Source organism: Volucribacter amazonae (genome assembly GCF_029783845.1).
Classification (GTDB): domain Bacteria; phylum Pseudomonadota; class Gammaproteobacteria; order Enterobacterales; family Pasteurellaceae; genus Volucribacter; species Volucribacter amazonae.
In genome coordinates, this window is record NZ_LWID01000001.1 from 1,720,001 (window position 1) to 1,745,671 (window position 25,671).

Annotated in this window: 19 protein-coding genes, 2 rRNA genes and 1 pseudogene (1 of these 22 running past the window's edge); 13 read left to right on the plus strand and 9 right to left on the minus strand. The window is 36.9% G+C overall.

Annotated features, from left to right (window positions below; all coding sequences use genetic code 11):
• Both A6A20_RS08255 and rrf read left to right on the plus strand, forming a co-directional pair.
• A 23S ribosomal RNA gene (locus A6A20_RS08255) occupies positions 1-694 on the plus strand; it begins 2,317 nt to the left of the window's first position.
• Positions 695-894: 200 nt separating this feature from the next.
• Positions 895-1,010 (plus strand): 5S ribosomal RNA (gene rrf / locus A6A20_RS08260).
• 691 nt (positions 1,011-1,701) lie between these two features.
• Here the strand turns inward: rrf and A6A20_RS08265 are convergent.
• On the minus strand, positions 1,702-1,857 hold the full coding sequence (locus A6A20_RS08265; RefSeq protein WP_279572980.1) for a hypothetical protein: 156 nt from the start codon (positions 1,855-1,857) through the stop codon (positions 1,702-1,704).
• A 519-nt stretch (positions 1,858-2,376) separates the two neighbouring features.
• Here A6A20_RS08265 and A6A20_RS12765 point away from each other — a divergent pair.
• The 3 genes and pseudogenes from A6A20_RS12765 to A6A20_RS08275 form a co-directional block, all read left to right on the plus strand.
• Positions 2,377-2,631 (plus strand): transcriptional regulator, SarA/Rot family, encoded by a 255-nt coding sequence (locus tag A6A20_RS12765; protein WP_424585426.1) that lies wholly within the window; start codon positions 2,377-2,379, stop codon positions 2,629-2,631.
• A 766-nt stretch (positions 2,632-3,397) separates the two neighbouring features.
• Positions 3,398-4,366 carry a cold-shock protein gene (locus A6A20_RS08270; protein ID WP_279572981.1) on the plus strand — a complete coding sequence of 323 codons (969 nt, stop codon included), beginning with the start codon at positions 3,398-3,400 and terminating at the stop codon, positions 4,364-4,366.
• 14 nt (positions 4,367-4,380) lie between these two features.
• A pseudogene (locus A6A20_RS08275) lies at positions 4,381-4,555 on the plus strand (carbamoyl phosphate synthase preATP-grasp domain-containing protein); the annotation flags it as partial.
• A gap of 119 nt (positions 4,556-4,674) precedes the next feature.
• Here the strand turns inward: A6A20_RS08275 and A6A20_RS08280 are convergent.
• Together A6A20_RS08280 and mobB are read right to left on the minus strand one after the other, a co-directional pair.
• A complete protein-coding gene (locus tag A6A20_RS08280) occupies positions 4,675-6,264 on the minus strand; it encodes an ABC transporter substrate-binding protein (protein ID WP_279572982.1) in 1,590 nt (529 codons plus the stop codon).
• 82 nt (positions 6,265-6,346) lie between these two features.
• The gene (gene mobB / locus A6A20_RS08285) at positions 6,347-6,856 is read right to left on the minus strand and encodes a molybdopterin-guanine dinucleotide biosynthesis protein B (RefSeq protein WP_279573773.1); all 510 of its coding nucleotides are present in this window, start codon (positions 6,854-6,856) and stop codon (positions 6,347-6,349) included.
• A gap of 343 nt (positions 6,857-7,199) precedes the next feature.
• Between mobB and A6A20_RS08290 the strand changes: the two genes are divergently transcribed.
• The 4 genes from A6A20_RS08290 (at position 7,200) to A6A20_RS08305 (ending at position 11,726) form a co-directional block, all read left to right on the plus strand.
• On the plus strand, positions 7,200-8,204 hold the full coding sequence (locus A6A20_RS08290) for an FAD:protein FMN transferase (RefSeq protein WP_279573774.1): 1,005 nt from the start codon (positions 7,200-7,202) through the stop codon (positions 8,202-8,204).
• 18 nt (positions 8,205-8,222) lie between these two features.
• A complete protein-coding gene (gene nqrM, locus A6A20_RS08295) occupies positions 8,223-8,471 on the plus strand; it encodes a (Na+)-NQR maturation NqrM (RefSeq protein WP_279572983.1) in 249 nt (82 codons plus the stop codon).
• Positions 8,472-8,637: 166 nt separating this feature from the next.
• Positions 8,638-9,969, plus strand: coding sequence for a 30S ribosomal protein S12 methylthiotransferase RimO (gene rimO, locus A6A20_RS08300; RefSeq protein WP_279572984.1), 1,332 nt, complete (start codon positions 8,638-8,640; stop codon positions 9,967-9,969).
• 146 nt (positions 9,970-10,115) lie between these two features.
• Positions 10,116-11,726 carry a DNA recombination protein RmuC gene (locus tag A6A20_RS08305; protein WP_279572985.1) on the plus strand — a complete coding sequence of 537 codons (1,611 nt, stop codon included), beginning with the start codon at positions 10,116-10,118 and terminating at the stop codon, positions 11,724-11,726.
• 43 nt (positions 11,727-11,769) lie between these two features.
• Here the strand turns inward: A6A20_RS08305 and A6A20_RS08310 are convergent, their stop codons facing one another.
• The 4 genes from A6A20_RS08310 to apbC form a co-directional block, all read right to left on the minus strand.
• Positions 11,770-12,768 carry a DNA polymerase III subunit delta' gene (locus A6A20_RS08310; RefSeq protein ID WP_279572986.1) on the minus strand — a complete coding sequence of 333 codons (999 nt, stop codon included), beginning with the start codon at positions 12,766-12,768 and terminating at the stop codon, positions 11,770-11,772.
• The gene (gene tmk, locus A6A20_RS08315; RefSeq protein WP_279572987.1) at positions 12,743-13,387 is read right to left on the minus strand and encodes a dTMP kinase; all 645 of its coding nucleotides are present in this window, start codon (positions 13,385-13,387) and stop codon (positions 12,743-12,745) included. Before tmk ends, A6A20_RS08310 begins: the two co-directional genes overlap by 26 nt.
• A complete protein-coding gene (gene mltG, locus A6A20_RS08320; RefSeq protein ID WP_279572988.1) occupies positions 13,384-14,436 on the minus strand; it encodes an endolytic transglycosylase MltG in 1,053 nt (350 codons plus the stop codon). The genes tmk and mltG overlap by 4 nt, the downstream gene beginning before the upstream one ends.
• A gap of 102 nt (positions 14,437-14,538) precedes the next feature.
• Positions 14,539-15,645, minus strand: coding sequence for an iron-sulfur cluster carrier protein ApbC (gene apbC / locus A6A20_RS08325; RefSeq protein ID WP_279572989.1), 1,107 nt, complete (start codon positions 15,643-15,645; stop codon positions 14,539-14,541).
• A 255-nt stretch (positions 15,646-15,900) separates the two neighbouring features.
• Here apbC and metG point away from each other — a divergent pair, with 255 nt between their 5' ends.
• From metG to A6A20_RS08340, 3 genes are all read left to right on the plus strand, one after another.
• Positions 15,901-17,946, plus strand: a complete 2,046-nt coding sequence (gene metG / locus A6A20_RS08330; RefSeq protein ID WP_279572990.1) for a methionine--tRNA ligase — start codon at positions 15,901-15,903, stop codon at positions 17,944-17,946.
• A gap of 269 nt (positions 17,947-18,215) precedes the next feature.
• Complete coding sequence (locus A6A20_RS08335; protein ID WP_279572991.1) at positions 18,216-19,382, plus strand: SEL1-like repeat protein; 1,167 nt, start codon at positions 18,216-18,218, stop codon at positions 19,380-19,382.
• Between the two features lie 131 nt (positions 19,383-19,513).
• Positions 19,514-21,301: a tetratricopeptide repeat protein gene (locus A6A20_RS08340; protein WP_279572992.1), complete on the plus strand. Its 1,788-nt coding sequence runs from the start codon at positions 19,514-19,516 to the stop codon at positions 21,299-21,301.
• Between the two features lie 155 nt (positions 21,302-21,456).
• Here A6A20_RS08340 and A6A20_RS08345 read toward each other — a convergent pair whose 3' ends face one another.
• Both A6A20_RS08345 and fadR read right to left on the minus strand, forming a co-directional pair.
• Positions 21,457-22,941: a nicotinate phosphoribosyltransferase gene (locus A6A20_RS08345; RefSeq protein ID WP_279572993.1), complete on the minus strand. Its 1,485-nt coding sequence runs from the start codon at positions 22,939-22,941 to the stop codon at positions 21,457-21,459.
• Between the two features lie 296 nt (positions 22,942-23,237).
• Positions 23,238-23,960: a fatty acid metabolism transcriptional regulator FadR gene (fadR, locus tag A6A20_RS08350; RefSeq protein ID WP_279572994.1), complete on the minus strand. Its 723-nt coding sequence runs from the start codon at positions 23,958-23,960 to the stop codon at positions 23,238-23,240.
• Positions 23,961-24,106: 146 nt separating this feature from the next.
• Here fadR and nhaB point away from each other — a divergent pair, with 146 nt between their 5' ends.
• The gene (gene nhaB, locus A6A20_RS08355) at positions 24,107-25,648 is read left to right on the plus strand and encodes a sodium/proton antiporter NhaB (protein WP_279572995.1); all 1,542 of its coding nucleotides are present in this window, start codon (positions 24,107-24,109) and stop codon (positions 25,646-25,648) included.
• Positions 25,649-25,671 lie beyond the last annotated feature (23 nt).

Here is a 25,671-nt window from a genome sequence, read left to right on the forward strand (position 1 = left end):
CTGCGAAACGCGGTTTCGGACAGTGTCTGGTGGGTAGTTTGACTGGGGCGGTCTCCTCCCAAAGAGTAACGGAGGAGCACGAAGGTTTGCTAATCACGGTCGGACATCGTGAGGATAGCGCAATGGTAAAAGCAAGCTTAACTGCGAGACGGACAAGTCGAGCAGGTGCGAAAGCAGGTCATAGTGATCCGGTGGTTCTGAATGGAAGGGCCATCGCTCAACGGATAAAAGGTACTCCGGGGATAACAGGCTGATACCGCCCAAGAGTTCATATCGACGGCGGTGTTTGGCACCTCGATGTCGGCTCATCACATCCTGGGGCTGAAGTAGGTCCCAAGGGTATGGCTGTTCGCCATTTAAAGTGGTACGCGAGCTGGGTTTAGAACGTCGTGAGACAGTTCGGTCCCTATCTGCCGTGGGCGTAGGATAATTGAGAGGGGCTGCTCCTAGTACGAGAGGACCGGAGTGGACGCATCACTGGTGTGCCAGTTGTCTCGCCAGAGGCATTGCTGGGTAGCTAAATGCGGAAGAGATAAGTGCTGAAAGCATATAAGCACGAAACTTGCCTTGAGATGAGTTATCCCAATCTAAGGATTGTAAGGGTTGTTTGAGACGAAGACGTAGATAGGCTGGGTGTGTAAGTGTAGTGATACATTGAGCTAACCAGTACTAATTGCCCGAGAGGCTTAACTATACAACGCTGTAGTGTTTTTGCTGAGTAGAGGAAGTAGCGAAACAAAGCGAAAATAAAGTGAAGTAAAGAAAACGACAAATAAAGAATAAAGATTCAGACGATAGAGAATAGAGAGTTAAAGTAGACAGCTTGTTTTTGAAGTTAAAGAGAAGAAGAATAAAGAAAGGACAGAATCGAAGTAAAATCATCAAAGGAATTATCTTGGCGGCGATAGTGCGGTGGTCCCACCTGACCCCATGCCGAACTCAGAAGTGAAACGCCGTAACGCCGATGGTAGTGTGGGGTATCCCCATGTGAGAGTAGGTCACCGCCAGGTTGTTATTTATGAATGGCCCCTGTTGTCAAGCAACGGGGGTTTTTGTTTATTAAGAATTAAGAAAAAAATATTTTAAAACTGACCGCACTTTATTACACCAAAGTGCGGTTAGTTTTAGAATAATTTTTCTCATAAATATTGATATTCTCATTTTCCCTTCTCTTTAAAAAATTTTAGTGTGAATTTATCTATATAATAAGTTTTTAAATAAAGTTGGTGTAGAGCCAGAAGCAGAAAGCCTACTACCTTTCAACGATATTTTTCGGATTATAGAAAATCATTTTGTTTAATTAATCAACGTTTACCACAAATTTTAGTAAGATATTCTAATTAAGGGGCTGTACTAGATAACTAGAATAAGTTACCTTTAACTAGTTGTTTTAAATGGAGTTAATTAAAATAGGAATGATACACCAGCATATCCAACAAGTTACCCGAACAAATAACGAATATATCTCTTAATATTTGCCCAAGTGTAAGTTCTGGTGAATAAAGCGATAGCGGTAAATATGGTGTCTCCGCTTATTCGCCATTACTTGCAAAATACCCACTCTGTGAAAACGAGCGTTATCCAAAATAATGACCGATTTCTGTGTTAATGATGAGAGTAAAGCATGCTCAAACCAAGCTTCAAAAAGGTACGCGTCATGGTGTGCTGATACACCATAGGGACAACTAATTTATGTTCGATTTAAGCTACAACCAAGGATAAATGTTGATATTTTCTCCCACTGACTTTGGCTTTAACCTTTTGTCCTAAGTGCATAGGGCGAAAGAGATAAGTATCAATCCTTGTTTCATCAAGATAAACCTGTTGATAATCTGAAAATTGTGCTAATTGTGTCAAATAATGTGCGACTTTTTTTGGCTTGTTCTTTGTACGTCGTGGACTTTTTATGTGTTATTCCTCATCTTTTGAATGCATAAAAACTGCAGAGGTTGAACAGAGATATTGAGCAATTTCGTAAAGGTAGGCTTCGGGGCTGTTCTACATAGCTCATCAGTTTTTGCCTATCTAATTTGATGGCATTTTGCCCTGTCACTCAGTGTTTTAAGCTACCTATTTGTTTTTTCAAGTTAATCTAGCGGTAAAGCATTGGGCGTAAAGCTTTAATGCTTTTTTCGTAAATCTATTGAGTATGCCATTTTTGCCTGAGAAAATTAGCTTTGAATTGACTATAAAATGCATGACAACAGACCGCATGGGTATGCTTAAAGAGGTAAGCCTTGTATTAGCTAGTACAACTGGCAGCTTAAAAATCAGAGAAATGCTATTGGTGCTATACTTAATCAACAGCTTTTTGCTGTAGGGCTGTATGATTGCAGTATTAATAGCGATTTTTTATGGGTTTTACTATATACCCTAATGGATTGTGTTGCTCTCCTTAAGCAAAACCGAAAATCACACCGTCAATCAATTAGGACAAAAATTCTTTCTTATCTCCAACACATTAACTCTCTTTTAAAAGGCTTAGAGCAACAAGGCTTGATCCAGCGACAACGCGCTAAAACAGACGAACGCCAAGTAGTGCTAAATTTTACCGAGCAAGGGCAACAAAAATGCGAACAAAGTTTGATTTGTATGAACATTATTCAAAAATTTGACCTAAGACTTGAATAAATTCGCGTACTGCAAAAAGCGATATGTAAATTGTGTGATAATTTATTGGTGCAAAGTGCGGTTGGTTTTGAGAATATTTTTATAGGATGTTGAGTAGAGTATATTCCCAATCTGAAAAATATGATAATAATCATGTAGTAACAGTTTTGTTAATATACGAAAAAGCAATAAGTAAAACAAAAAGGCAAGATATACCAAAAGTCTTATGCACATGGAAACGGGGTTTAATCGCTGGTCTAAGAAACATTTTTTTGACGAAAAGAAGTTGATCAGAATGGGTATTCGCTGACAGAGGTGATGTACAGTGTCATCAATATGCAAGTGGATCACTCAGTTACATAATTGGGTTAAAAATACATTTGCGAGACTAAAGCATTTTCGGCGTATTGCAACACCTGATAAGGCATTTTTAATCTATGCTTTCAGGCTTGTTTTATCATTTATTGAGGTTTAAATTGAGGAGACATTCTAATCAACTAGAGCTAAAATTTACTGTTTAATAAACAATCAATATACTTGAAGTTTGAGATGTCTTTGTTTAAGATAACTTGCTTTCGTGGCTGATGTAACTGTTTTATCAAGAAAGTACGCTAGACAATCTATAGTGATTATGTTGCATTTTTTTAGCCAAAATTTAGAAATGGATAAAATCTTTCAGGTAATCTGAATAATTTAGACAATTAAACCAACAATTTTGAAATCATTGCTATGGATTTAATTTATAAATAAATCTATGCTTACTATTTTATGTATTTGGAGTAAACCAATGACGGAAATTTCCACAATCAAATATTTAAACCCTGAAAAACGTAGTGGTTTTATTCATAAAATTCACGAAACTGATGAAAAAGATTTTTTGTTTGTTGAAAAAGAATTAATTAATCTGAAATTTGACGATTTAACTGAGGGCATGGAAGTGCAATTTGAGATACATGGTCATTTTGCTAACAAGGTAACATTGCCTGAAGTTAATCAGAGAAAAACACTTGTTCAATCTCAAATTAAATACTTAAATCCAGAAAAGCGTAATGGTTTCATTTGTAAGCTTAGTGAAACTGATGAGAGGGATTTTTTCTTTATTGAAAAAGAATTATGTAATATTCAATTTGATGACTTGAAAATTGGTATGGTTGTTCAATTTGAACCACATGGTTCGTTTGCTAATAAAATTCAATTGTTTCAATCAAATGAAGAAAAGAGTGTTTTTCAAATAAATGAGATAGCAGAAGATAACTTTTCCAGCATTATTTATTCTATTATTCAATTAATGAAACATAATGCGCAAAATATTAATGATCCTTTTGTCTTTGAGGATTATGCACACACTATTTTGAAAATGCTTGTTCCCGAGGTTTATACTAGCCCACGTGATAAGCAAGCAGGGTTGTTTGATGGCTTATTTAAGTATAAAAATTTAGAAGTGATTTACGATTGCACTTTATCTAAAAATTTTAAAGAATACAAAGAAAATCAAATTTCAAATTATATTAATCAAATACAGCAGCAATCTATTACCATTAACAGAGAAAGAATTGGTTTAAATAGTAATTCAAATAAACAAATTTGGGTAATTACCAAAGATAAAACAGAGTTATTTCAAACACATCGAGGCGTAACTGATATTCGTATTAAAGAAGTAAGCATTTTTAGTTTAATTGATTTATTGAATAAAAAATTAGCAAATATTGATTATGACCCATTAGATGCGATTGACGATTTAAAAGATATTAAATAATTTCAAGAGTAAGTATCCCAAAAAGAATCGACCTAAAATCTATCTTAATCATTGGCGCAGACCCTATTGTTATTGTGCAAGCGTGTTAGTCTGACTATTCTGGGTGCAAGCCTGTAAGGCTTTGCGTGAGGAAGGCTATAAAGTCTAGTCAATTTTAATTCTGCCACAATAATAACAGCTCCTGATATGCTGTTACCAACTATGGGGGCAGAATATAGTCGTAAAATCAGACAAAGCGGCACACCAAGACAATATAAAAAGTAAGGTGTGCCAACACTTATTTAAAACAAGATTAATGGAGAGGATTTTTATTCAACACTCACCCCATAAAATGCGGTATAACCAAATGGGCTATGTTTATAATTGCGTACGCGTTGGCTCATTGGAATATAGGTTACCGAATGGGCAATGGTGACCCAAGGGGCTTGTTGTTTAATAATTTGTTGAGCTTGGCGATATAATTCTGCACGTTCATTTTGATCCGTTAAGCGGATTGCTTGATTTAATAGTGCATCATAATCTTTATTACACCAACGTGCGTAATTGCTGTTGCCTACGTTGGAACAAGCTAATAATGGTGAGAGGAAATTATCAGGATCGCCGTTATCCCCTGACCAGCCGTAAGTGCCTGCTTCAAGTTCTCCTGCTTTAGAGCGTTTAATATAATCTCCCCATTCATAGCTGACAAGTTTGGCTTTAACCCCAATTTTTTCCCAATCTGCTTGTAGCATTTCGCTCATTCGGCGTGGATTAGGGTTAGAGTTACGCACTACAGGTTGTACCCATAATTCTACTTCAAAACCATCTGGATACCCTGCTTCGGCAAGAAGTTGTTTGGCTTTAGCAGGATCATAAGGGTAATCTTCGATCTGTTCATCATATCCCCAAATGGTTGGTGGTAATGGTGTTTTCGCCGCAATGCCTGCTCCTTGATAAACTGCGTCAATAATGGCTTTTTTATCGGTGGCATAATTTAACGCTTGGCGTACTTTTACATTATCAAGTGGCTTTTTCTCGGTATTTAACGCAACATAAGCAACATTTAAGCCTTCTTGAGCTAATAGCTGGATTTTCGGATCTTGTTTCATACGAGCGATATCAGAGGTATTTGGGAAATCCATCATATCGCAAGCCCCACTTTGCACTTTAGCATAACGAGCAGTGGCATCAGGAGTAATACTAAAGATTAAACGATCGATAGGTGCTTTACCTTTCCAGTAATCTTTATTGGCTAAGAAACGAACCGCTTGATCCACTTGATAGCCTGCAAAGACGAAAGGACCTGTACCAATAGGTTGGGTGTCAATATTGGTTGGCGTGCCTGCTTTTAACATTTTATCGGCATATTCTGCGGAATAAATGGAAATAAAATCCATACCAAGACTAGATAAGAAAGTGGCATCAGGATTGTTTAAGCTAATACGCACAGTACGATCATCAACTTTTTCTACCGCTTTTAACAAAGCAGGAAATTTCATTGCATTAAAATATGGGTAAGTGCCATTAGATACCTTGTGGTAAGGGTGATTTGGATCTAATTGACGCTGAAAAGAGAAGATTACATCATCGGCATTAAATTCACGGCTCGGTTTAAAGATTTTATTGCTATGAAATTTTACCCCTTGACGTAAATGAAAAGTGTAAATTAATCCGTCATCACTGACTTCCCAACTTTCTGCTAAAGCGGGTTCAATTGTGGTTGTGCCAGGTTTAAATTCTACTAGGCGGTTATAAACTTGTTGGGAACTCGCATTATAAGAAATGCCGTCCATTACTAATGCAGGGCTAAATCCCGTTGGCGAACGGCTCGTACAATTTACAAAAGTCGTTTCAGCCTGAGCGAAAGTGGTTATTGATAAAGCCAGTGCTGTTAATGAAAACTTATTGATTAATTTCATTGGTTTCTCCTATGCTGACGGATTCATTCAAGACTAAAGATATAATAAACTTAATGAGCTTGAAAGATTAAAATTATATGAATTATAACGATTTATTCTTTATCATCGTAAACCATTGGCAAATAAACTCTGTTATCGCAAAAATATCATTCAAATCTAACCGCACTTTTTCACTTTCTATTGGATAATCTGTCGCTAATGCTACCACATAAGGATCAAGATCAGCTAAGGGCTTATCCATTGTTTGGCTTTGGCGATGGAGTAAAATTTTGGCAATAGGTTCTTGTTTAAACCCTTCCACTAAAATTAAATCGGTTAAATGGGGATCAAATTGCTGAGCAAGATAAGTTAAATCAAGAGGTTGTTGTTTTGTTTCAGTCATTAATGCCCAACGTTGTTCACAAGCCATAATAACTTGACTTGCTCCTGCTTGCGTCATACGTCCACTGTCTTTACGTGGATTATCTAGCTCAACATTGTGGTGAGTATGCTTAATTACCGCTACTTTTATGCCTTTTGCTTGTAATAGAGGTAGCAGTTTTTCTAATAAGGTGGTTTTGCCACTGCCGCTATAACCCGTAATACCTAGCATTGGGATTGTCAAATTGCCCTCCTTTGGTATTTCAAATACCTTAATTCAAAATGTATCTATTTAAACAAATTATACCGAGTTTGAAATAAGAAAAAATATAAAAATATTCTAAAAACTAACCGCACTTTAAGCTGTTGCCCATAAGGTAAATAAGACATTCTATGTTTACAAATGAGGAATAAAAGGAAAAATAATCAGCTTTAACAGTAATAATTAACAACTCTATTTTGTTAGTCTGTAAATTGCACGTATTTCTCGTTATAATAGCTAACTATTTTGGCTATTCTTGATTAGGGATATTAATGTGTTAAAAAAATTTTTTTGTGGATTTACTGCATTAGCGATGATATTTATGCTATCTGCCTGTGAAAAACAGCCTTCAATTATCAGTTTAACGGGCAAAACCATGGGGACAACTTATCATATTAAATATATTGATAGGGGTGATGTTAAGCTGTCTGCGGAACAACTACAGGAGCAAGTGGAACAACAATTGCATCTGGTGAATCAGCAGATGTCCACTTATATACCTAGTTCTGAAATTAGCCAATTTAATCAATCACAAAATGTGAATAATCCAATGCCTATTTCTACCGCTTTTGCTACCGTTGTGGCAGAGGCGATTCGTTTAAATCAGCTTACGCAGGGGGGATTAGATATTACCGTTGGCCCACTTGTGAATTTATGGGGCTTTGGGCCAGAACATCGTCCAGATAAACAGCCTACCCCAGAACAAATTGAACAACGGCGAGCTTGGATTGGGCTGGATAAATTGCAATTAACTCAACAAGCTGAACAGGCTTATTTAACCAAAACCGTACCGCAACTTTATATTGATTTATCTTCCATTGCGAAAGGATATGGAGTAGATCTGGTTGCAGATACCTTAGAACAAAATGCGGTTGTAAATTATATGGTTGAGATTGGTGGGGAAATTCGTGCTAAGGGGAAAAATATTGAGGGGAAATCTTGGCAAATTGCTATTGAAAAACCAACAGATATGGGAGAAAGATCACCGCAATTAGTGATTGGTTTAGAAAATATGGCAATGGCAACGTCGGGAGATTATCGTATTTATTTTGAAGAAAATGGTCAGCGTTTTTCCCATGAAATTGATCCGACAACAGGTTATCCAATTCAACATAATCTTGCATCAATTACTGTATTAAACCCATCGGCAATGACAGCAGACGGTTTATCCACAGGTTTGTTTGTTCTCGGTGCTGATAAAGCCCTAGAAATCGCAGAACAACAAGATTTGGCGATTTATTTAATTATTAAACAGGGCGATCATTTTGAGAGTAAAATGTCTCGTGAATTTAAACGGTTAACAGGCATAAATGAATAAAATAAATAGGAATAGAATATGAAAACATTTTTAATTACCTTAGTAATTTTTTTATTAATTATCTTAGCCATGGCATTAGGTTATATCTTTAATCGCAAAGAATTAAAAGGCAGTTGTGGGGGAATGAGTGCCATGGGGATTGAGAAAATGTGTGATTGTGAAGAACCTTGCGACAATCTTAAAGATAAAGTAGAAAAAGGTGAGCTTGATGCTTCAGAATTAGCACGTTTTAACAAAAAACAAGAAGCCTTTTATGAAGTAAAATGATACTTAAATCCTATATGCTATTAAATATCATTTAGTAGCATATATTTTATTTTGTCAGATTGTAGTTTGTTTTGATTTTTAAATATATCAATTATTATCGCTTTTCCCTCTCCTTTTCTGTACAATTTGCCCCGATTTTTTATTAGAGTGATTATTGAGAATAGTTATGAGAACGACACCCAACATTGGTTTTATTAGTTTAGGTTGCCCTAAAAATTTAGTGGATTCAGAACGTATTTTAACGGAGTTACGTTCTGATGGTTATAATATTATCCCTCGCTATGAAGATGCGGATTTAGTGATCGTTAATACCTGCGGTTTTATTGATAGTGCAGTACAGGAATCTTTAGAGGCGATTGGTGAGGCATTACAAGAAAATGGTAAGGTGATTGTTACGGGCTGTTTGGGGGCTAAGGAAGATCAAATTCGTGAAGTTCACCCTAAAGTGTTAGAGATTACAGGCCCTCATAGCTATGAAGCGGTAATGACCCATGTGCATAAATATGTGCCTAAACCTGCTCATAATCCTTATGTGAGTTTAGTGCCTAAACAGGGGGTAAAACTCACACCAAAACATTACGCCTACTTAAAAATTTCGGAAGGTTGTGATCATCGCTGTACATTTTGTATTATTCCTTCTATGCGTGGGGATTTAGATAGTCGCCCTATTACTCAAGTGCTTGACGAGGCAAAACGTTTAGTGGATTCTGGGGTAAAAGAATTATTAATTGTTTCGCAAGATACCTCGGCATATTCCCTTGATCAAAGCAAAGAGCAACAAAACCGTACCGTATTTTGGAATGGTATGCCGATTAAAAATGATTTAATGACCCTGTGTAAACAATTAGGTTCATTAGGCATTTGGATTCGTTTGCATTATGTTTACCCTTATCCGCACGTTGATGATCTTATTCCTTTAATGGCAGAAGGAAAAATATTGCCTTATTTGGATATTCCATTGCAGCACGCTAGCCCTAAAATCCTGAAAGCCATGAAAAGACCGGGCAAAATTGACCGCACTTTGGAGCGGATCAAGCAATGGCGTGAAATTTGCCCAGAACTGACTTTGCGTTCAACCTTTATTGTGGGATTCCCTGGCGAAACAGAAGAAGATTTTCAATTATTATTAGATTTTCTTGAGCAAGCACAATTAGATCGTGTGGGTTGCTTTAAATTTAGCCCAGTAGAGGGGGCGGTGGCGACGGATTTACCTGATCAAGTACCAGAAGAAATCAAAGAACAACGTTATCATCGCTTTATGCAGTTGCAACAACGCATTTCGGCACAACGTTTACAAGCGAAAGTAGGGAAACAATTAGCGGTGATTATTGATGATATTGACCAAGACGGGATTATTGGTCGTTCAATGGCGGACGCCCCTGAAATTGACGGCGTGGTGTATGTGGATAATCTTTCTGCTCAACCTGTAAAAGTCGGCGATATTATTCAAGTTACCATTACGCAAGCCGATGATTATGATTTATGGGGGACTTGTTAAGTATTCATCGTGAATTTACTAGAGTCGTTTCAATTTAAAATGAGACAAGGCGGTACGCCGAAGACAGTACAAGTAGTACGGCGAGGCGTAACAACGCTGTATCATTTTAAAGTGGAACGACTATAACACAGAATAAGGAGAATATTATGCTTTCATTTTTCGCTAACCCTTGGCTTATTAGCACAATGATCTTGCTATTATTATGCCTTATTCTGTTGTTTGTTAATGTAAGGCGTAAGGCTGATAGCCAAGCATTAACACAGGATTTGAATAAAACCGTTACGGAATTTAATCAGTTATTGCAAAAATACGAGGTTTTGACTCAAGCAAAACACCAAGTGGATCAAGCCCTCGTTAAAGTGGAAACCCATGGGGAAAATTTGCAATTACGTTTACAAGAACGTGATGATAAAATGCGATACTTAACCCAAGAACTTGATGAAGAACAACAACGCCATCAGCAAGCTAATGCCCAATTAGCCAGTTTAAAAGAAAATATGGGCATTGCCTCAGCCCAGTTACAACAGTTAAAACAACAACTGGATTATAGCCAGAGTCAAATTAATCTCAAAGATCAAGAATTATCAAAATTAAATGAAAAACTGACCGCACTTTCCCAACAATTTACCGAATTAAAAGCCACATTAGCCCAAAAAGAACAACATTTTGTTGCTCAACAACAGCAATTTGAGCAAAGTAAACAACAATTAAGCCAAGAGTTCCAAAATTTGGCTAATCGTATTTTAGAAGAAAAAAGCCAGCGTTTTAGTCAAACCAATCAAACGGCATTGGACAATTTATTAAAGCCTTTTCGTGAACAAATTGAAGGATTTCAGAAACGGGTTAATGAAATTCATTCTGAAGCCTTAAAAGGTAATGCAGGATTGGAAGCCGAGATTAAAAAAGTGTTGCAAATTGGGTTAAATATGTCGCAAGAGGCAAATAATCTTACCTTAGCATTAAAAGGACAGAAAAAAACCTTAGGTAATTGGGGCGAAATACAATTAGCCTCTGCCTTGCAACAAGCTGGATTAATTGAGGGCGAACATTATCTTGCTCAAGCCCATTTCAAAGATGAACAAGGGAAACATAATTATCCTGATTTTGTACTGACCTTACCTGATAATAAACATTTAATTATTGATAGCAAAATGTCATTAAATGCCTATGAACGTGCGGTAAGTGCCGAGCAAGAGGGAGAGCAAGAAACATACTTACAAGAACATATTAAAGCCATTAAACAGCATATTGAGGATCTCTCACGCAAGGATTATAGTAATTTAATTGGTGTGCGTAGCCCAAATTTTGTGTTGATGTTTATTGGCATTGAACCTGCTTATATTGAGGCATTGAAACAGGATAAAAGTCTGTTTAATTATGGTTATGAACGCAATGTTATTTTAGTTTCCCATACCACTTTAATGCCGATTTTGCGTACCGTTGCCAATTTATGGCGAATTGAACGAGGTAATAATGAAGCCAAAGAAATCAGCGAAAAAGCAGGCGAAATTTATAATCAAATATGCTTAGTGGCAGAACGCTTACTAAAATTAGGTAATAGTTTATCTACGGTAAGTGGGCATTATAATAGTACGGTAACTGCATTAGTCGGACAACAAGGCTTAATCGGTAAAGTAGAACGTTTTAAAGCCCTTTCGGCTAAAGCCAATAAAACTATGCCAAACCTTGATGTGTTACATAATGATCTTGATTTGGAAAAGTTAAGCCTTTATCAGGAGAATGAGGAAAAACCTTAGATACTAAGTTGTGCCACTTTAAAATAAGACGAACTACAGGCTACTATTTCAAGATATTTTCTTTTGCCAATAATAATCCACTCAATCCATCAATTAGTATTAACTCTTGATTAACGCCATTAATATTTTTCAAATCAGACCGCACTTTTTGTAGGGTTTGATTGGCGTTAAGCAAGGTTTGCAGGTTATTTTGTTGAGCAAATTGAATGATTGCTCGTTGGAAATCAGTGCAAATCCAATGATGTTGAATATTGAGTTTAGCTTTTAGGCTATCCATTAAGAAAGCAATTAGCCAATCTAATTGTTGGAAAATCAGCTCGGTTTTGAAATAAGGCAAAATTTGCAGAATGTCATCACGTTGATAAAAACGCCAAAATTGACGAATTAATTCATTACGCTCCTTAAGCCAATCTTGTTGTAAGCAGGTTAAAGCAGCAAGAGGGCGGTTATAGGTAATTCTTAATGCCGTTTGTAAGGTGGATAGATCATATTCATTGTGGTTTTGTTGGAGTTGTTGTTGTAACCAATGGTGTGCTTGTTGTTCAGTGGGATTATGGATTAACCAAGTTTGACAACGGCTATAAATGGTTGCTAATAAAGGGGAAGATAAATCCGTTTGTAATAAAAAATAGGTTTGTGGACGAGGTTCTTCTAAGGTCTTTAAAAGTGCGTTTGCTGCCGCTTCAGTAAGGCGATGAGCATCTTGTAAATAGACGACTTTATTGCCATTTTGTTGAGCATGTTGATTTAATTTTTCACTCAGTTCCCGAATTTGTTCAATACTAATATCTTTGTTTTCAATAGGATAGATATGGTAATAATCGGGGTGATTACCCGCTTTAAAGAGTTGACAGGCGTGGCAATGTTGGCAAGGTTTTTGTGGTTCTTGGCAAATTAACCAAGCTGATACTTGTTGGATTAATGTCGCAACACCAATATCGGGTTCAGCTTTAAACAATAGGGCATGATGTCCATAACCTTGCTGAAAGGCTTGGCTAATTTCTTGATAATAAGGCTCAAGCCAAGGGTATAAGTTGTTCATTTATAATCCAATGTCGTATTTGTTGTTGAATATCGGCACGCACTTTTTCTAAGGGTTGTTCTGCATTGATAATCAAGGCTTTTGGATCTTGTTGCACTAATTGTAAATAACGGCTACGTGTGCGTTGAAAAAAGTCTAATTGTTGTTGTTCAATGCGATCTAATTTTCCTCTTGTTCTGGCTCGAGCAAGTCCAATAGCGGGATCGATATCTAAGTAAAGGGTAAGATCAGGTTGAAAATCTGCTAGGATAGCTTGTTTTAAATTTGCCAATAATTGCTGATCTAATTGTCGTCCTCCGCCTTGATAAGCCTGTGAGGATAAATCATGACGATCACCAATGACCCATTTGCCCGCTAAAAGTGCAGGTTTAATGACATTTTCTACTAACTGAATACGGGCAGCATAGAGCATTAATAATTCTGCTTTATCGCTAACAGGTTCTTCTACTTCGTGTTTAATCAGATGACGCAATTTTTCCGCAAGGGGAGTGCCACCGGGTTCACGTGTAAACACTAAATCTTTGATACCATATTCCGCTAATACATCAACAATGGCTTGTTGTGCGGTGGTTTTGCCAGCCCCTTCAAGCCCTTCTAAAACAATAAATTTTCCTTTCATTTTTGATAATTCTCTCGATACCAGCGTAAATATTGTTGTACTGCACGATTATGTTCCGCTAAGGTTTTACTAAACTTATGCCCCCCTGAGCCGTCAGCCACAAAGTAGAGAAAATCGGTTTTGTCTGGATTGGCCGCTGCCATAATGGATTTTTCACTTGGCATTGCAATAGGCGTAGGGGGTAAGCCGTCAATGACATAGGTATTATAAGGGGTGGCTTGTTGGAGATCTTTACGGCGAATATTGCCTTGATATGTGTCGCCCATACCATAAATAACGGTGGGATCGGTTTGTAAACGCATATTGCGTTTTAACCGATTAACAAAGACCGAGGCTACTTTACCCCGTTCGCTGTCTATGGCGGTTTCTTTCTCAATAATAGAGGCAAGAATTAATAATTCATAGGGATTCCCCAAGGGCAGATCCTTATCACGTTGTTGCCAAGCCTGATCTAGTAGCTTAATAGTGCGAGCTGAAGCACGTTTTAATAAGGATAAATCGCTGGAATAAGGCGTGTAATGATAAGTATCTGGGTAAATCCAGCCTTCTAAACTTTGCCATTTATACGCATTTTTAGCATAACTAGGAATTGCTAATAATTGCATAATTTCATCAATGCTTTTTTCCGATAATTGCTTGGTCAAATAGGGGGATTTGGCTAAACTTTGTTGAATTTGTTTAAAGGTTTCGCCATCAGTAAAACGAATGGCTAATTGTGCTTCTTTGCCGCTATTGAATAACTGCAATAAATCGTGCAGATTTTTGACCGCACTTATATCGTAAGTACCTGCTTTAATTTGAGCGTATTCTGGTTTGATCTTTAATAAAATGGGTAGCCAGTTTGGTTGAGAAATTAACCCTGCTTGATGAAGTTGTTGGGTTAATTGTTGGCTATTTGTACCACGTGTAACCGTAAAATAATGCGGATTGTCTTGCTGTGCTTGAGGAATAGGGGCATAGAGCATTTGCTCAAGTTGATGCCAAGCATAAACCGCACTTGCCACGCCGAATAAAAAAAGAATGAATAAGCAACCAAGCAATTTTTTCATAGCAATATTTCGTTAGGATTAGTCAAATAGCCAAAATAGCAATAGAGTGTAACATATCGCCATTGCTATTAAAATGGCGATAGGCGATAAGATTACTGTTTATTATTTTACTTCACGAAACATAATTTCACTTGGAATAACTGAACCTTGCCAATACAGCTCAGTTGCCACTTGCTCAGCCAGTTGCATAAATGCCTGACTGATTTCGTGTTGTGGATCAGCAAGCACAGTGGGTATGCCCTGATCAAGATCTTCACGCAAGCGAATATGTAACGGCAGTTTACCCAAGATTTTAACTTGATATTTTTGTTCAAGTTTTTCTGCCCCACCTGTACCAAAAATAGTTTCCTGGTGTCCACAATGGCTACAAATATGTACCGACATATTTTCCACTACGCCCAACACTGGAACAGACACTTTCTGGAACATTGCAATCCCTTTGATTGCATCAAGCAAAGCAATATCCTGCGGTGTGGTAACCACGATTACCCCAGTAACAGGAATTTGTTGAGAAAGCGTGAGCTGAATATCGCCAGTACCGGGTGGCATATCAATTACCAAATAATCTAAATCAGGCCATAATGTTTCATTAAGTAATTGACTTAACGCACTGCTTGCCATTGGACCACGCCAAATGGTGGCGTTATCTGGTTCCATTAAGTAACCAATAGAATTAGAGAAAAGCCCTTGGGTTTCAATCGGAATAATATGTTGATTATCTGGCGAGGTTGGGCGTTGATCTGTTGCACCAAGCATATGAGGGATAGAAGGACCATAAATATCTGCATCAAGAATGCCTACTCTTGCCCCTTGGGCTTTCAAAGCAAGGGCGAGGTTGACGCTAACACTTGATTTACCAACCCCACCTTTGCCAGAACTTACCGCAATAATATTTTTTACCCCTTTTACCGCAGGGTGATTATTGGCTCGTTTTAAGGTTGCAATTTGATAATTAGCTTGCCACTTAATTTGTGAACAACCACTTACTTGTTGTAATGCAGGGGTAAGTTGTTGTTTTAACTGTGCAAAGCCACTATTCCAAGCAAAGGGCAGTAATAACTCAATGCGTAATGTTTCGCCACCTTTTTCAATTTTTTTTATGGCATTGAGGCTAACTAAATCTTTTTGTAAGCTAGGGTGAGAAAATTGTTTAAATAAATCTAAAATATCCGCTTGTTGTGTCGTAAGGTTATCAGTAAATATTGGCATATTCTGTCCTATTTTTGTCGCTAATTAAATAGCCAAGTTTATTATTACTCAAAATATAGCCGTTCCACTTTAAAATAATACAGTGCTGGTACGCTTCGCCGTACCGTCTTAAATTGAAACGACTACAAGCCTCAATATAATAACCATAAATACCGCTCTGTTAAATACCAAACAGCGGTTAAACTGGAAAAAATGGCTTGATTAAGGTAACATTAAGCCAATTTTTTGCGTATAGAAAGTTAGGAAATCAAGATAATGTCAACACCTCGTCATATTTTAGTTACTTGTGCTTTGCCTTATGCTAATGGGCCAATTCATTTAGGGCATATGCTTGAGCATATCCAAGCTGATATTTGGGTACGTTTCCAGCGTATGCGAGGGCATCATATTTATTTTGTTTGTGCTGATGATGCTCATGGCACACCAATTATGTTAAAAGCCGACCAAATGGGCGTTAGCCCTGAGCAACTTATTGCTCAAGTACAACAACAACATATTGCGGACTTTAACGGTTTTAATATTAGTTTTGATAATTATCATTCCACCCACAGTGAAGAAAATCGTCAATTATCGGAACAAATTTATCATTGTTTAAATCAAAACGGCTTTATTAAATCTCGTACGATCTCACAATTATTTGATCCCGAAAAACAAATGTTTTTGCCAGATCGTTTTGTGAAAGGAACTTGCCCAAAATGTAAAGCACAGGATCAATATGGCGATAATTGTGAGGTTTGTTCAGCTACTTACAGCCCCACAGAATTAATTAATCCACGCTCAGCTATTTCTGGTGCGACACCGATAATTAAAGAATCGGTACATTTCTTTTTTGACTTACCTGCCTTTGAAGCTATGTTAAAACAATGGAATCGTTCTGGTGCATTACAAACCGAAGTGGCAAATAAAATGCAAGAATGGTTTGAGGCAGGGCTACAACAATGGGATATTTCTCGTGATGCCCCTTATTTTGGCTTTGAAATTCCGGGGCAAACTGGCAAATATTTTTATGTTTGGCTTGATGCCCCTATTGGCTATATGGCGTCCTTTAAAAATCTTTGCTTGAAAAAGGGCGGTATTGATTTTGATCGTTTTTGGCAGAAAGAAAGCGATACCGAACTTTATCATTTTATTGGTAAAGATATTATGTATTTCCATAGCCTATTCTGGCCTGCAATGCTTGAAGGGGCAGGCTTACGTAAACCAACCAATATTTTTGTGCATGGTTATGTTACGGTTAATGGCGAAAAAATGTCTAAATCAAGAGGTACGTTTATCCAAGCCTCAACTTATTTGAAGCATTTAGATCCTGAATGTTTACGCTATTATTATGCCGCTAAATTAAGTCATCGTATAGACGATCTTGACTTGAATTTAGAGGATTTTGTACAACGTGTTAATACGGATTTAGTGAATAAATTAGTCAACCTTGCCTCTCGTAATGCTGGTTTTATTCATAAACGCTTTAACGGTAAATTAGCTGCGACACTAGATAGTCAAGCCTTATTTGACGAATTTATTGCACAATCAGAACATATTGCTCAATATTATGAAAATCGTGAATTTGCTAAGGCAATTCGAGAAATTATGGCTCTGACCGATAAAGCTAACAAGTATATTGATGATAAAGCCCCTTGGGTGATAGCGAAAGATCCTGAAAAAGAGCAAGAATTGCATCAAGTATGTTCCATGGGAATTCAGTTATTCCGTATTTTAGTGGGCTATTTAAAACCTGTATTACCACAGCTTGTCGCACGTTCAGAAGCATTCTTAAATACGGAATTAATGTGGCATAACTTGGCACAACCTTTACTTGATCATCATATTGAACCATTTAAAGCCTTATTCTCAAGAGTAGAGATGAAACAAATTGAAGCAATGATTGAAGCCGCAAAACAAGAAAATGCCGCACATACGCCAGTCTCTGAACAAAGTGCGGTGCAAAATTCACAAGAATTTGAACCAATTAGCCCTCAAATTAGCATTGAGGATTTTGCGAAATTAGATTTGCGTATTGGTAAAGTGCTTAGCTGTGAAGCAGTGCCTGAATCTAAAAAACTTCTGAAATTCCAAATTGATTTAGGTAATGAAACACGACAAATTTTTTCAGGAATCAAATCCGCCTACGATCAGCCTGAACTGCTAGTGGGACGCTTTGTGGTAGTGGTGGCAAATTTAGCCCCTCGCAAAATGAAATTTGGCGTATCAGAAGGTATGATCCTAACGGGCGCAAGTGCCGATGATAAAGTATTAGCACTACTCTCCGCTGACAAACACGCCTTAGCGGGTATGAAAGTTAGTTAAAATTAAAATAAGGCACAATCAAGCATCATTATCTTGATTGTGCCAAAATATAGTCGTCCCTCTTTAATATAATACAGCGTAGGCACGTCTCGCTGGACTCGTTGTACTTTATTCGGCGTACCGCCTTGTCTTATTTTAAATTTAAAATCACTATAATTTTAATTGGTTTTATTTCCCTCTTATCATATCTTATAACTTATAAATAGAAACGTTTTCTTGACCTATCAAAGAAAAATGAAATGATGGACTAACCACTAACAGGAGATTTAATGAAAAAGCGTGAATTATTAGCAAATGATTTAACAAAACAGTTAAATTATATTGTTCTCATTATTGCAGTTATTTTATTTAATGTTATTACCATAAAGGCTAATGCAAATGATATTGAACAATTACAACAACAGGCAGATCAAGGAGATGCAGTGGCACAATATCATTTAGGGATAATCTATGCTAGAGGGCAAGGAGTAAAACAAGATTACCTCAAAGCAAAAAAATATTGGCAAAAAGCAGCACAACAAGGGGATATTGATGCTTTGTATAATTTAGGCGTGATGTACGATAGAGGACATGGTGTTAAGCAAGATTTTTCCACAGCAGTTGAATACTGGGAGCAAGCAGCCAAACAGGGCAATGTTTCTGCTCAGTTTAATTTAGGCAATATGTATTCGGCTGGGCGTGGAGTAAATCAAAATTATGAGAAAGCTGTAGAATATTGGCAGCAGGCGGCTCAACAGGGCAATATCTTTGCTCAAAATAATTTAGGTAATATTTATTTTCAGGGTAAAAATATCAAACAAAATAATGATAAAGCAATACAATATTGGCAATTGGCTGCAGAGCAGGGGCATATCAATGCACTTTATAATTTAGGTGCGATGTATGCAAATGGACGAGTGGTAAAGCAAGATTATATAAAAGCGGTAGAATATTATGAGCAAGCGGCTCAACGAGGTTATGCTGAAGCACAATTTAATTTAGGAGCGATGTACTTTCAAGGACAAGGTGTAAAGCAAGATTACCAGAAAGCCATAGAATATTGGCTACAGGCTGCAGAACAAGGTATGGCAAAAGCACAACATAACATAGGGTTAATCTATGACGAAGGGAAAATAGTAGAACAAGATTACACTAAAGCGATAATATGGTATCAAAAGGCGGCGAGTCAAGGTAATTTATCAGCTAAAAATAATTTAGGTATAATGTATGAGTATGGAAGAGGTGTAAAACAAGATTATCAAAAAGCGATAGAATATTTTGAACAAGCCGCTCAACAAGGAGATATGCAAGCAAATAATAATTTAGCAATGATGTACGTTAAGGGAAAAGGGGTTAACAAAGATATTTATCAGGCTCAAAATTTATTTAAAAAGTCTTGTGATAATGGTAATCAACAAGGCTGTGATAAATATAGAGAATTAAAAAGCAATAATTAGTTTTTTATAAAAAATTTCATAACTTATTCAATATCAGTTATTAGAAATAAATATTTTTACGTTTTCCTTTTAAATAAAGTTTATTATTCTATTAAGGATTAACTATAAGATATGTTTATCTAGAGGTTATTATGAAAAAAATCAAATTATTATCCAATCGTTTTAATTTAATTCTCATTACTCTGTTAGGGCTTATTATGTTTCCTGCCAAAGCAAATATTATTGAGCAATTACACCAACAAGCCGAACAAGGAATGGCGGAGGCACAACATAATTTAGGCGTAATATATGGAAATGGTCTAGGCGTAAAAAAGGATGAGGTTAAAGCTAAATATTGGTATAGCAAAGCAGCGGAACAAGGTATCGTTGAGTCTCAATATAATCTAGCAGTCATGTATTACAATGGAGAAGGCGTAAGGCAAGATTATACTCAAGCAGCCCAATTGTTTCGCCAAGTCGCGGAGCAGGGTCAAGCTGATGCACAATATAATTTAGGGCTTATGTATGTTAAAGGACAGGGCGTAAAACAGGATTACGTCCAAGCAGTGCAGTGGTATCGCAAAGCGGTGGAGCAAAATCACGCCTTAGCACAATTTAATTTAGGTTTAATGTATGGTGATGGACTAGGAGTAGAGCAAGATTATACGAAAGCGGTGCAATGGTATAAGAAAGCGGCAGATCAAGGTTTAGCGGAAGCTCAACATAATTTAGCAAACATGTACTACAATGGGCAAGGTGTAAGGCAAGATTATACTCAAGCGGTTCAATGGTTTCGTAAGGCTGCTGAGCAAGGCTATATTGCATCACAAAATAATTTGGGGGTGATGTATGCCGATGGGCAAGGAGTAAAACAGGATTATTTTCAAGCAATAAAATGGTATCGCCAAGCAGTGGAACAAGGTGATGCCGCGGCACAATATAATTTAGGAATGATGTATGCTAAAGGGTTAGGGGTACAACAGGATTACGTTCAAGCAGTGCAGTGGTATCGTAAAGCAGCGGAGCAAAATTACGCCTTAGCACAATTTAATTTAGGTTTAATGTATGGTGATGGACGAGGAGTAGAACAAGATTATACGAAAGCGGTGCAATGGTTTCGTAAGGCTGCTGAGCAAGGCTATACTGCATCACAAAATAATTTGGGGGTGATGTATGCCGATGGGAAAGGGGTAAAGCAAGATTATATTCAAGCAGTGCAATGGTATAAAAAAGCGGCGGAACAAGGTGATGCCGATGCACAATATAATTTAGGAATGATGTATGCTAAAGGGCAAGGAGTACAACAGGATTACGTTCAAGCAGTGCAGTGGCATCGTAAAGCAGCGGAGCAAGGTCATGCAGAAGCCCAAGTTAGTTTAGGGTTTATGTATGAAAAAGGACAAGGAGTAAAACAAGATTATACTCAAGCAGTGCAATGGTATAGAAAAGCAGCGGAACAAGGTAATGCTGTTGCACAATATTATTTAGGGTGTATGTATGACAAAGGACAAGGGGTAAAACAAGATTATACCCAAGCAGTGTATTGGTATAAAAAATCGGCGGAACAAAATAATGCCTTAGCCCAAAATAATTTAGGGTTTATGTATGACAAAGGAAAAGGGGTAAAACAAGATTATAATCAAGCAGTGCAATGGTATAAAAAAGCAGCGGAACAAGGTTTAGCGAAAGCTCAGAATAATTTAGCAATCGTATACTACAGTGGACAAGGTGTAAAGCAAGATTATACTCAAGGGATACAATGGTTTCGTCAAGCAGCTGAACAGGGTGATGCTGAGGCACAATATAATTTAGGGATTATATATGCTAAAGGATTGGGCGTAAAACAAGATTATGTTCAAGCTGCACAATGGTTTGGTAAGGCTTGTGAGCAGGATAATGAATTAGGTTGTGAGAATTATAGAAAGTTGAATAATCATTAAGGTGAAAATTGAAGTAACTATAATATAAAAAGTGCGGTTAAAAATTTTTATTTTTGACCGCACTTTCACAATTCAGTTATCCTAGGCTTTTATAGTCGTTTCAATTTAAAATAAGGCACAATCAAGCATCATTATCTTGATTGTGCTAATAACAACTAAATAAAGCCCAAGTTTCGCCGAATTTGATCAAAATCAGTGGTTTTCAGTAATTTTCCATTACAAAATACTTCTTCTAGTAAATCATCACTAAAATCGCTATCCGCACTTAAATTTTCAATATAATTGTCTAATGTGAGTACTTTAACTCGCCCGCGTTGTGATTTTTTTAATCCTGTATCTGTTTTAGGGGCTTTAAAAATGGCTTGTTCTTTACCATTAATGGTTATTGAAGTAGCTTTCATGGCAAAACCTAAGGTATCACGACTAAGTTGTTGATAAGTGCGAGAGCCAACGCCAAACACAATATTGCTACTAGCAAAGCCTTTTGTTTTTAAGCCCGTTAAAATTTGTTCCATTTTGTGATAATTTAACCCATCGCCATAAATTGCTCCGATATGACTATCTAGCACTTTATAACCTTTTTGGTTCAACTTACCACCAAATAAATCCCATAAACATTCGATCAGTCCTTTTTGTTCATATTCTGTATTAGCTTGCGGATCGCCACAAAGTAATTTAACCGCATCACCACTATCAGGACGAATGACTACTTTCGCTTGTTCAGGACGTGCCATAATTTCTGCTTTGAGCAAAGGTAGATTTACGTTAATGTTATGCCAAAAATCAAAGGTATCAGCCACAATAGATAACATATTGTTAGGATAAAGAGCCATTAAATGGCGAAATGTGGCTAGTTCATCTTGCCCATAGGCACTCATAACGGAATGTTCCGAAGCGGGAATGGATGTGCCGATCAACTGTTGGCTACCATAATAATGCTCCACATAGCAAATAGCTGGAATGGTATCTGTTCCGAGAAAAGCTGTTAAATGTCCGGCACCAGAAATCTCAGCAGCTTCTAATCCGCTCATTCCTCGCATAGAAAAATCATGAGCTTGGAAAGGAATATGTTGATAGTCATCACAAGTTTGTTGAGCAAATTGTTCAAAGGTTAAGCGACAACGGCGAGCCATTGAAGCTGAAGTCATAGGTTGCCATAAAGCAAGGTTAATTAAGGTTTCAAGATAATTGGTTAGCCAAAAAAATCGTGGGTCAGTATTCTCAATGGTCATAATTGGTACTTTTATCGCAACACTTTTTCCTTCAGCAATGGCTTTGATTTTTATGGGTAAATAGCCAAGCTGATGAAGTTGTGCAATATGTTCCCCTTGATCCTCTTGTTGCAATGTGCGGTAAATAAAATCACGATATTCTTGTAACACTTCCGTTTGAGGACGTTGGAAAAAGTTATCGTTGAAATAATCAATTAAATATCGTTGGATAAAGCCTTGTACCCCAAAACATACCGCACGATCAAGGTAAGGAGCATGATGGTTATCTCTTGGCGTAAAGGTACTATATATGACTTCTGTTCCTGCAGGATACTGTTTACGATGGGATAATTTATAAAAATCACAAAGTAAACTTGGAATTGCAGAAGATTTTTGATGATAGGTATAAGGCTGTGTGATTTTGCTCATAACGTAAAGTATATATGATTTATTTGTTGTTAATATAGCAATGTATTGCCTTTTATGTAAAGTAAAAATTGCATTTGTGATAAAAGGACATTTTTTGTTTAGCCATATTGTCGTGAAACGATGATAACGATCATATTGAGGATATGATGAATAAAGTGCGGTCTGTTTTTCGTTTATTTTGTCATTGTCTCATTTTAAAATAAATCCAAAACAGACCGCACTTTAACTTGTTAGAAGGAATATTTTTCTCTTTTCATTATTCAGACATGATATTGAAAAAGAGCGGTTTTTACTATTTAATCATTAAATTCGGCTGTAAGACTTTGTTGTAATTTTGCCCAAATAATCCCACTCTCTTTACCATATTGCCGAATACAAGGGGTAACTTCGTCAATAGCTTGGCGTTGGCAAATATCTCTTAATTGTTGATAGAATTGTTTGGCTAATTGACGAGCTTGCGGATTAGTAAAATAAAATAACGCCACTCGGGTATATAGGTTTTTCAGGCTATTTAAAATTAAACCATAAACGGGGTTATCCGAAGCAAATGCCAGTTTACGGAATAAATCGTAGTCAAAATTGGTGTAATCTTCCGCATTATCTTGCAATGTATCTAGGGGTTCAAAAATACTTAGGCTTTCTGATTGAGAAATTTTAAAGGCTTTTTTGATGTAAATAGGCGAAATATTGGTACGAGCAGAGAGAACATTGGCGATTAGTGAAGGTAATTTGGTACTATCAAGGCGAACCAATACATCAATAATGTTTAAGCCTGATGTTTCCCAAATATTATTCACTTTGGTGGGTTTGCCATGTTGAATACTCAGCCAGCCATCTCGGGCTAAACGTTGTAAGACTTCTCGCAATGTTGTGCGTGTTACCCCAATTTTTTCTGCTAATTCACGTTCGGCAGGTAAATCAGAGCCCGGCGGAAAATGATTATTCCAAATACTTTTTACAATATATTCTTCAGCTAACCCAGCGGGGCTTTGTGCTTTTAAAATTGTTTGATTTGTCATATTTTTGGGTTACCCCTTATTGAGTATATTGATCTAGTTAAAATAAATATGCTATTTCTTTCATTATCTCGCAAGAAACTATTATCGTTCAAACTTTTTTATATTACAATCATAAAACTTATCTCATCGCATTAAGGAATCCGAATATGGAATACTCGCGAGCCTTGTTTAAAAACTTTTTAGGGCAAAGCCCTGATTGGTATAAATATACTATTCTTCTTTTTCTTATTGTTAACCCTTTGTTATTCTTTTTGGTAAGTCCTTTTTGGGCAGGCTGGGTGCTTGTTGCTGAATTTATTTTTACTTTAGCCATGGCATTGAAATGCTATCCGTTACAACCCGGGGGATTATTGGCTATTGAAGCGGTAATCATTGGTATGACAACGCCTGAACATGTTAAAGCAGAAATTATGGCAAATTTTGAGGTCATTTTGCTGTTAATGTTTATGGTAGCGGGTATCTATTTTATGAAGCAATTATTGCTGTATTTATTTACAAAATTATTATTAGGAATCCGCTCAAAAGTCATTTTATCACTGGCTTTTTGTTTAAGTGCAGCCTTTCTTTCGGCGTTTTTAGATGCCTTAACCGTTGTGGCAGTAATTATTAGTGTGGGTATGGGATTTTATGGGGTTTATCATAAAGTTGCTTCGGGACATCGTTTTGAAGACTCAACAGATATTACAAATGACGATAAAATTGTTCATCATCAACAGACTTTAGAGCAATTTCGCCGCTTTTTACGCAGTTTAATGATGCACGCTGGTGTAGGGACAGCTTTAGGAGGGGTAATGACGATGGTCGGCGAACCGCAAAATTTAATTATTGCGGAACAAGCCGGCTGGAATTTCAAAGAGTTTTTCTTTCGTGTTTTACCTGTTAGTTTACCTGTACTGATTTGCGGTATTTTAACCTGTGTGTTATTAGAAAAAACCAAATGGTTTGATTATGGGGCAAAACTGCCACGCAAAGTTTGGGCAGTATTAGCAAAATTTGATCGTGCCCAAGATGCCAAAATGACGAAGCAACAAAAAATGAAATTAGTTATACAGGCAATTATTGGTGTTTGGTTGGTTATTGGACTTGCTTTCCATTTGGCTGCAGTGGGCTTAATCGGATTGACCATTATTGTCTTTTGTACAGCATTTTGTGGTGTTACTTCTGAACATCAGGTTGGTAAAGCATTCCAAGAAGCTCTGCCTTTTACTGCATTATTAGTTATTTTCTTTTCTATTGTAGCGGTCATTATTGATCAACAATTATTTGCCCCTATTATTCAATTTGTTTTATCCGCCAGTGAAAGTACACAATTAGCATTATTCTATGTATTTAATGGCTTATTATCCGCAATTTCTGATAATGTTTTTGTGGGCACGGTTTATATTAATGAAGCTAAAGCTGCTTGGACTTCAGGTGCAATTTCTCATCAACAATTTGAATTATTAGCTGTGGCAATTAATACAGGAACAAATTTACCTTCGGTGGCAACGCCAAATGGGCAGGCGGCATTCTTATTCTTATTAACTTCTTCCCTTGCTCCCTTAATTCGTTTATCTTATGGCAAAATGGTATTAATGGCATTACCTTATACGATTGTGTTATCCTTAGTGGGTTTATTGTCAGTAGAATTTATTTTACCGAGCCTAACAGCTTTATTTCAAAGCCTAGGTTTACTGACCCCAATGTAATATGATAAAAACGATAAAAGGAA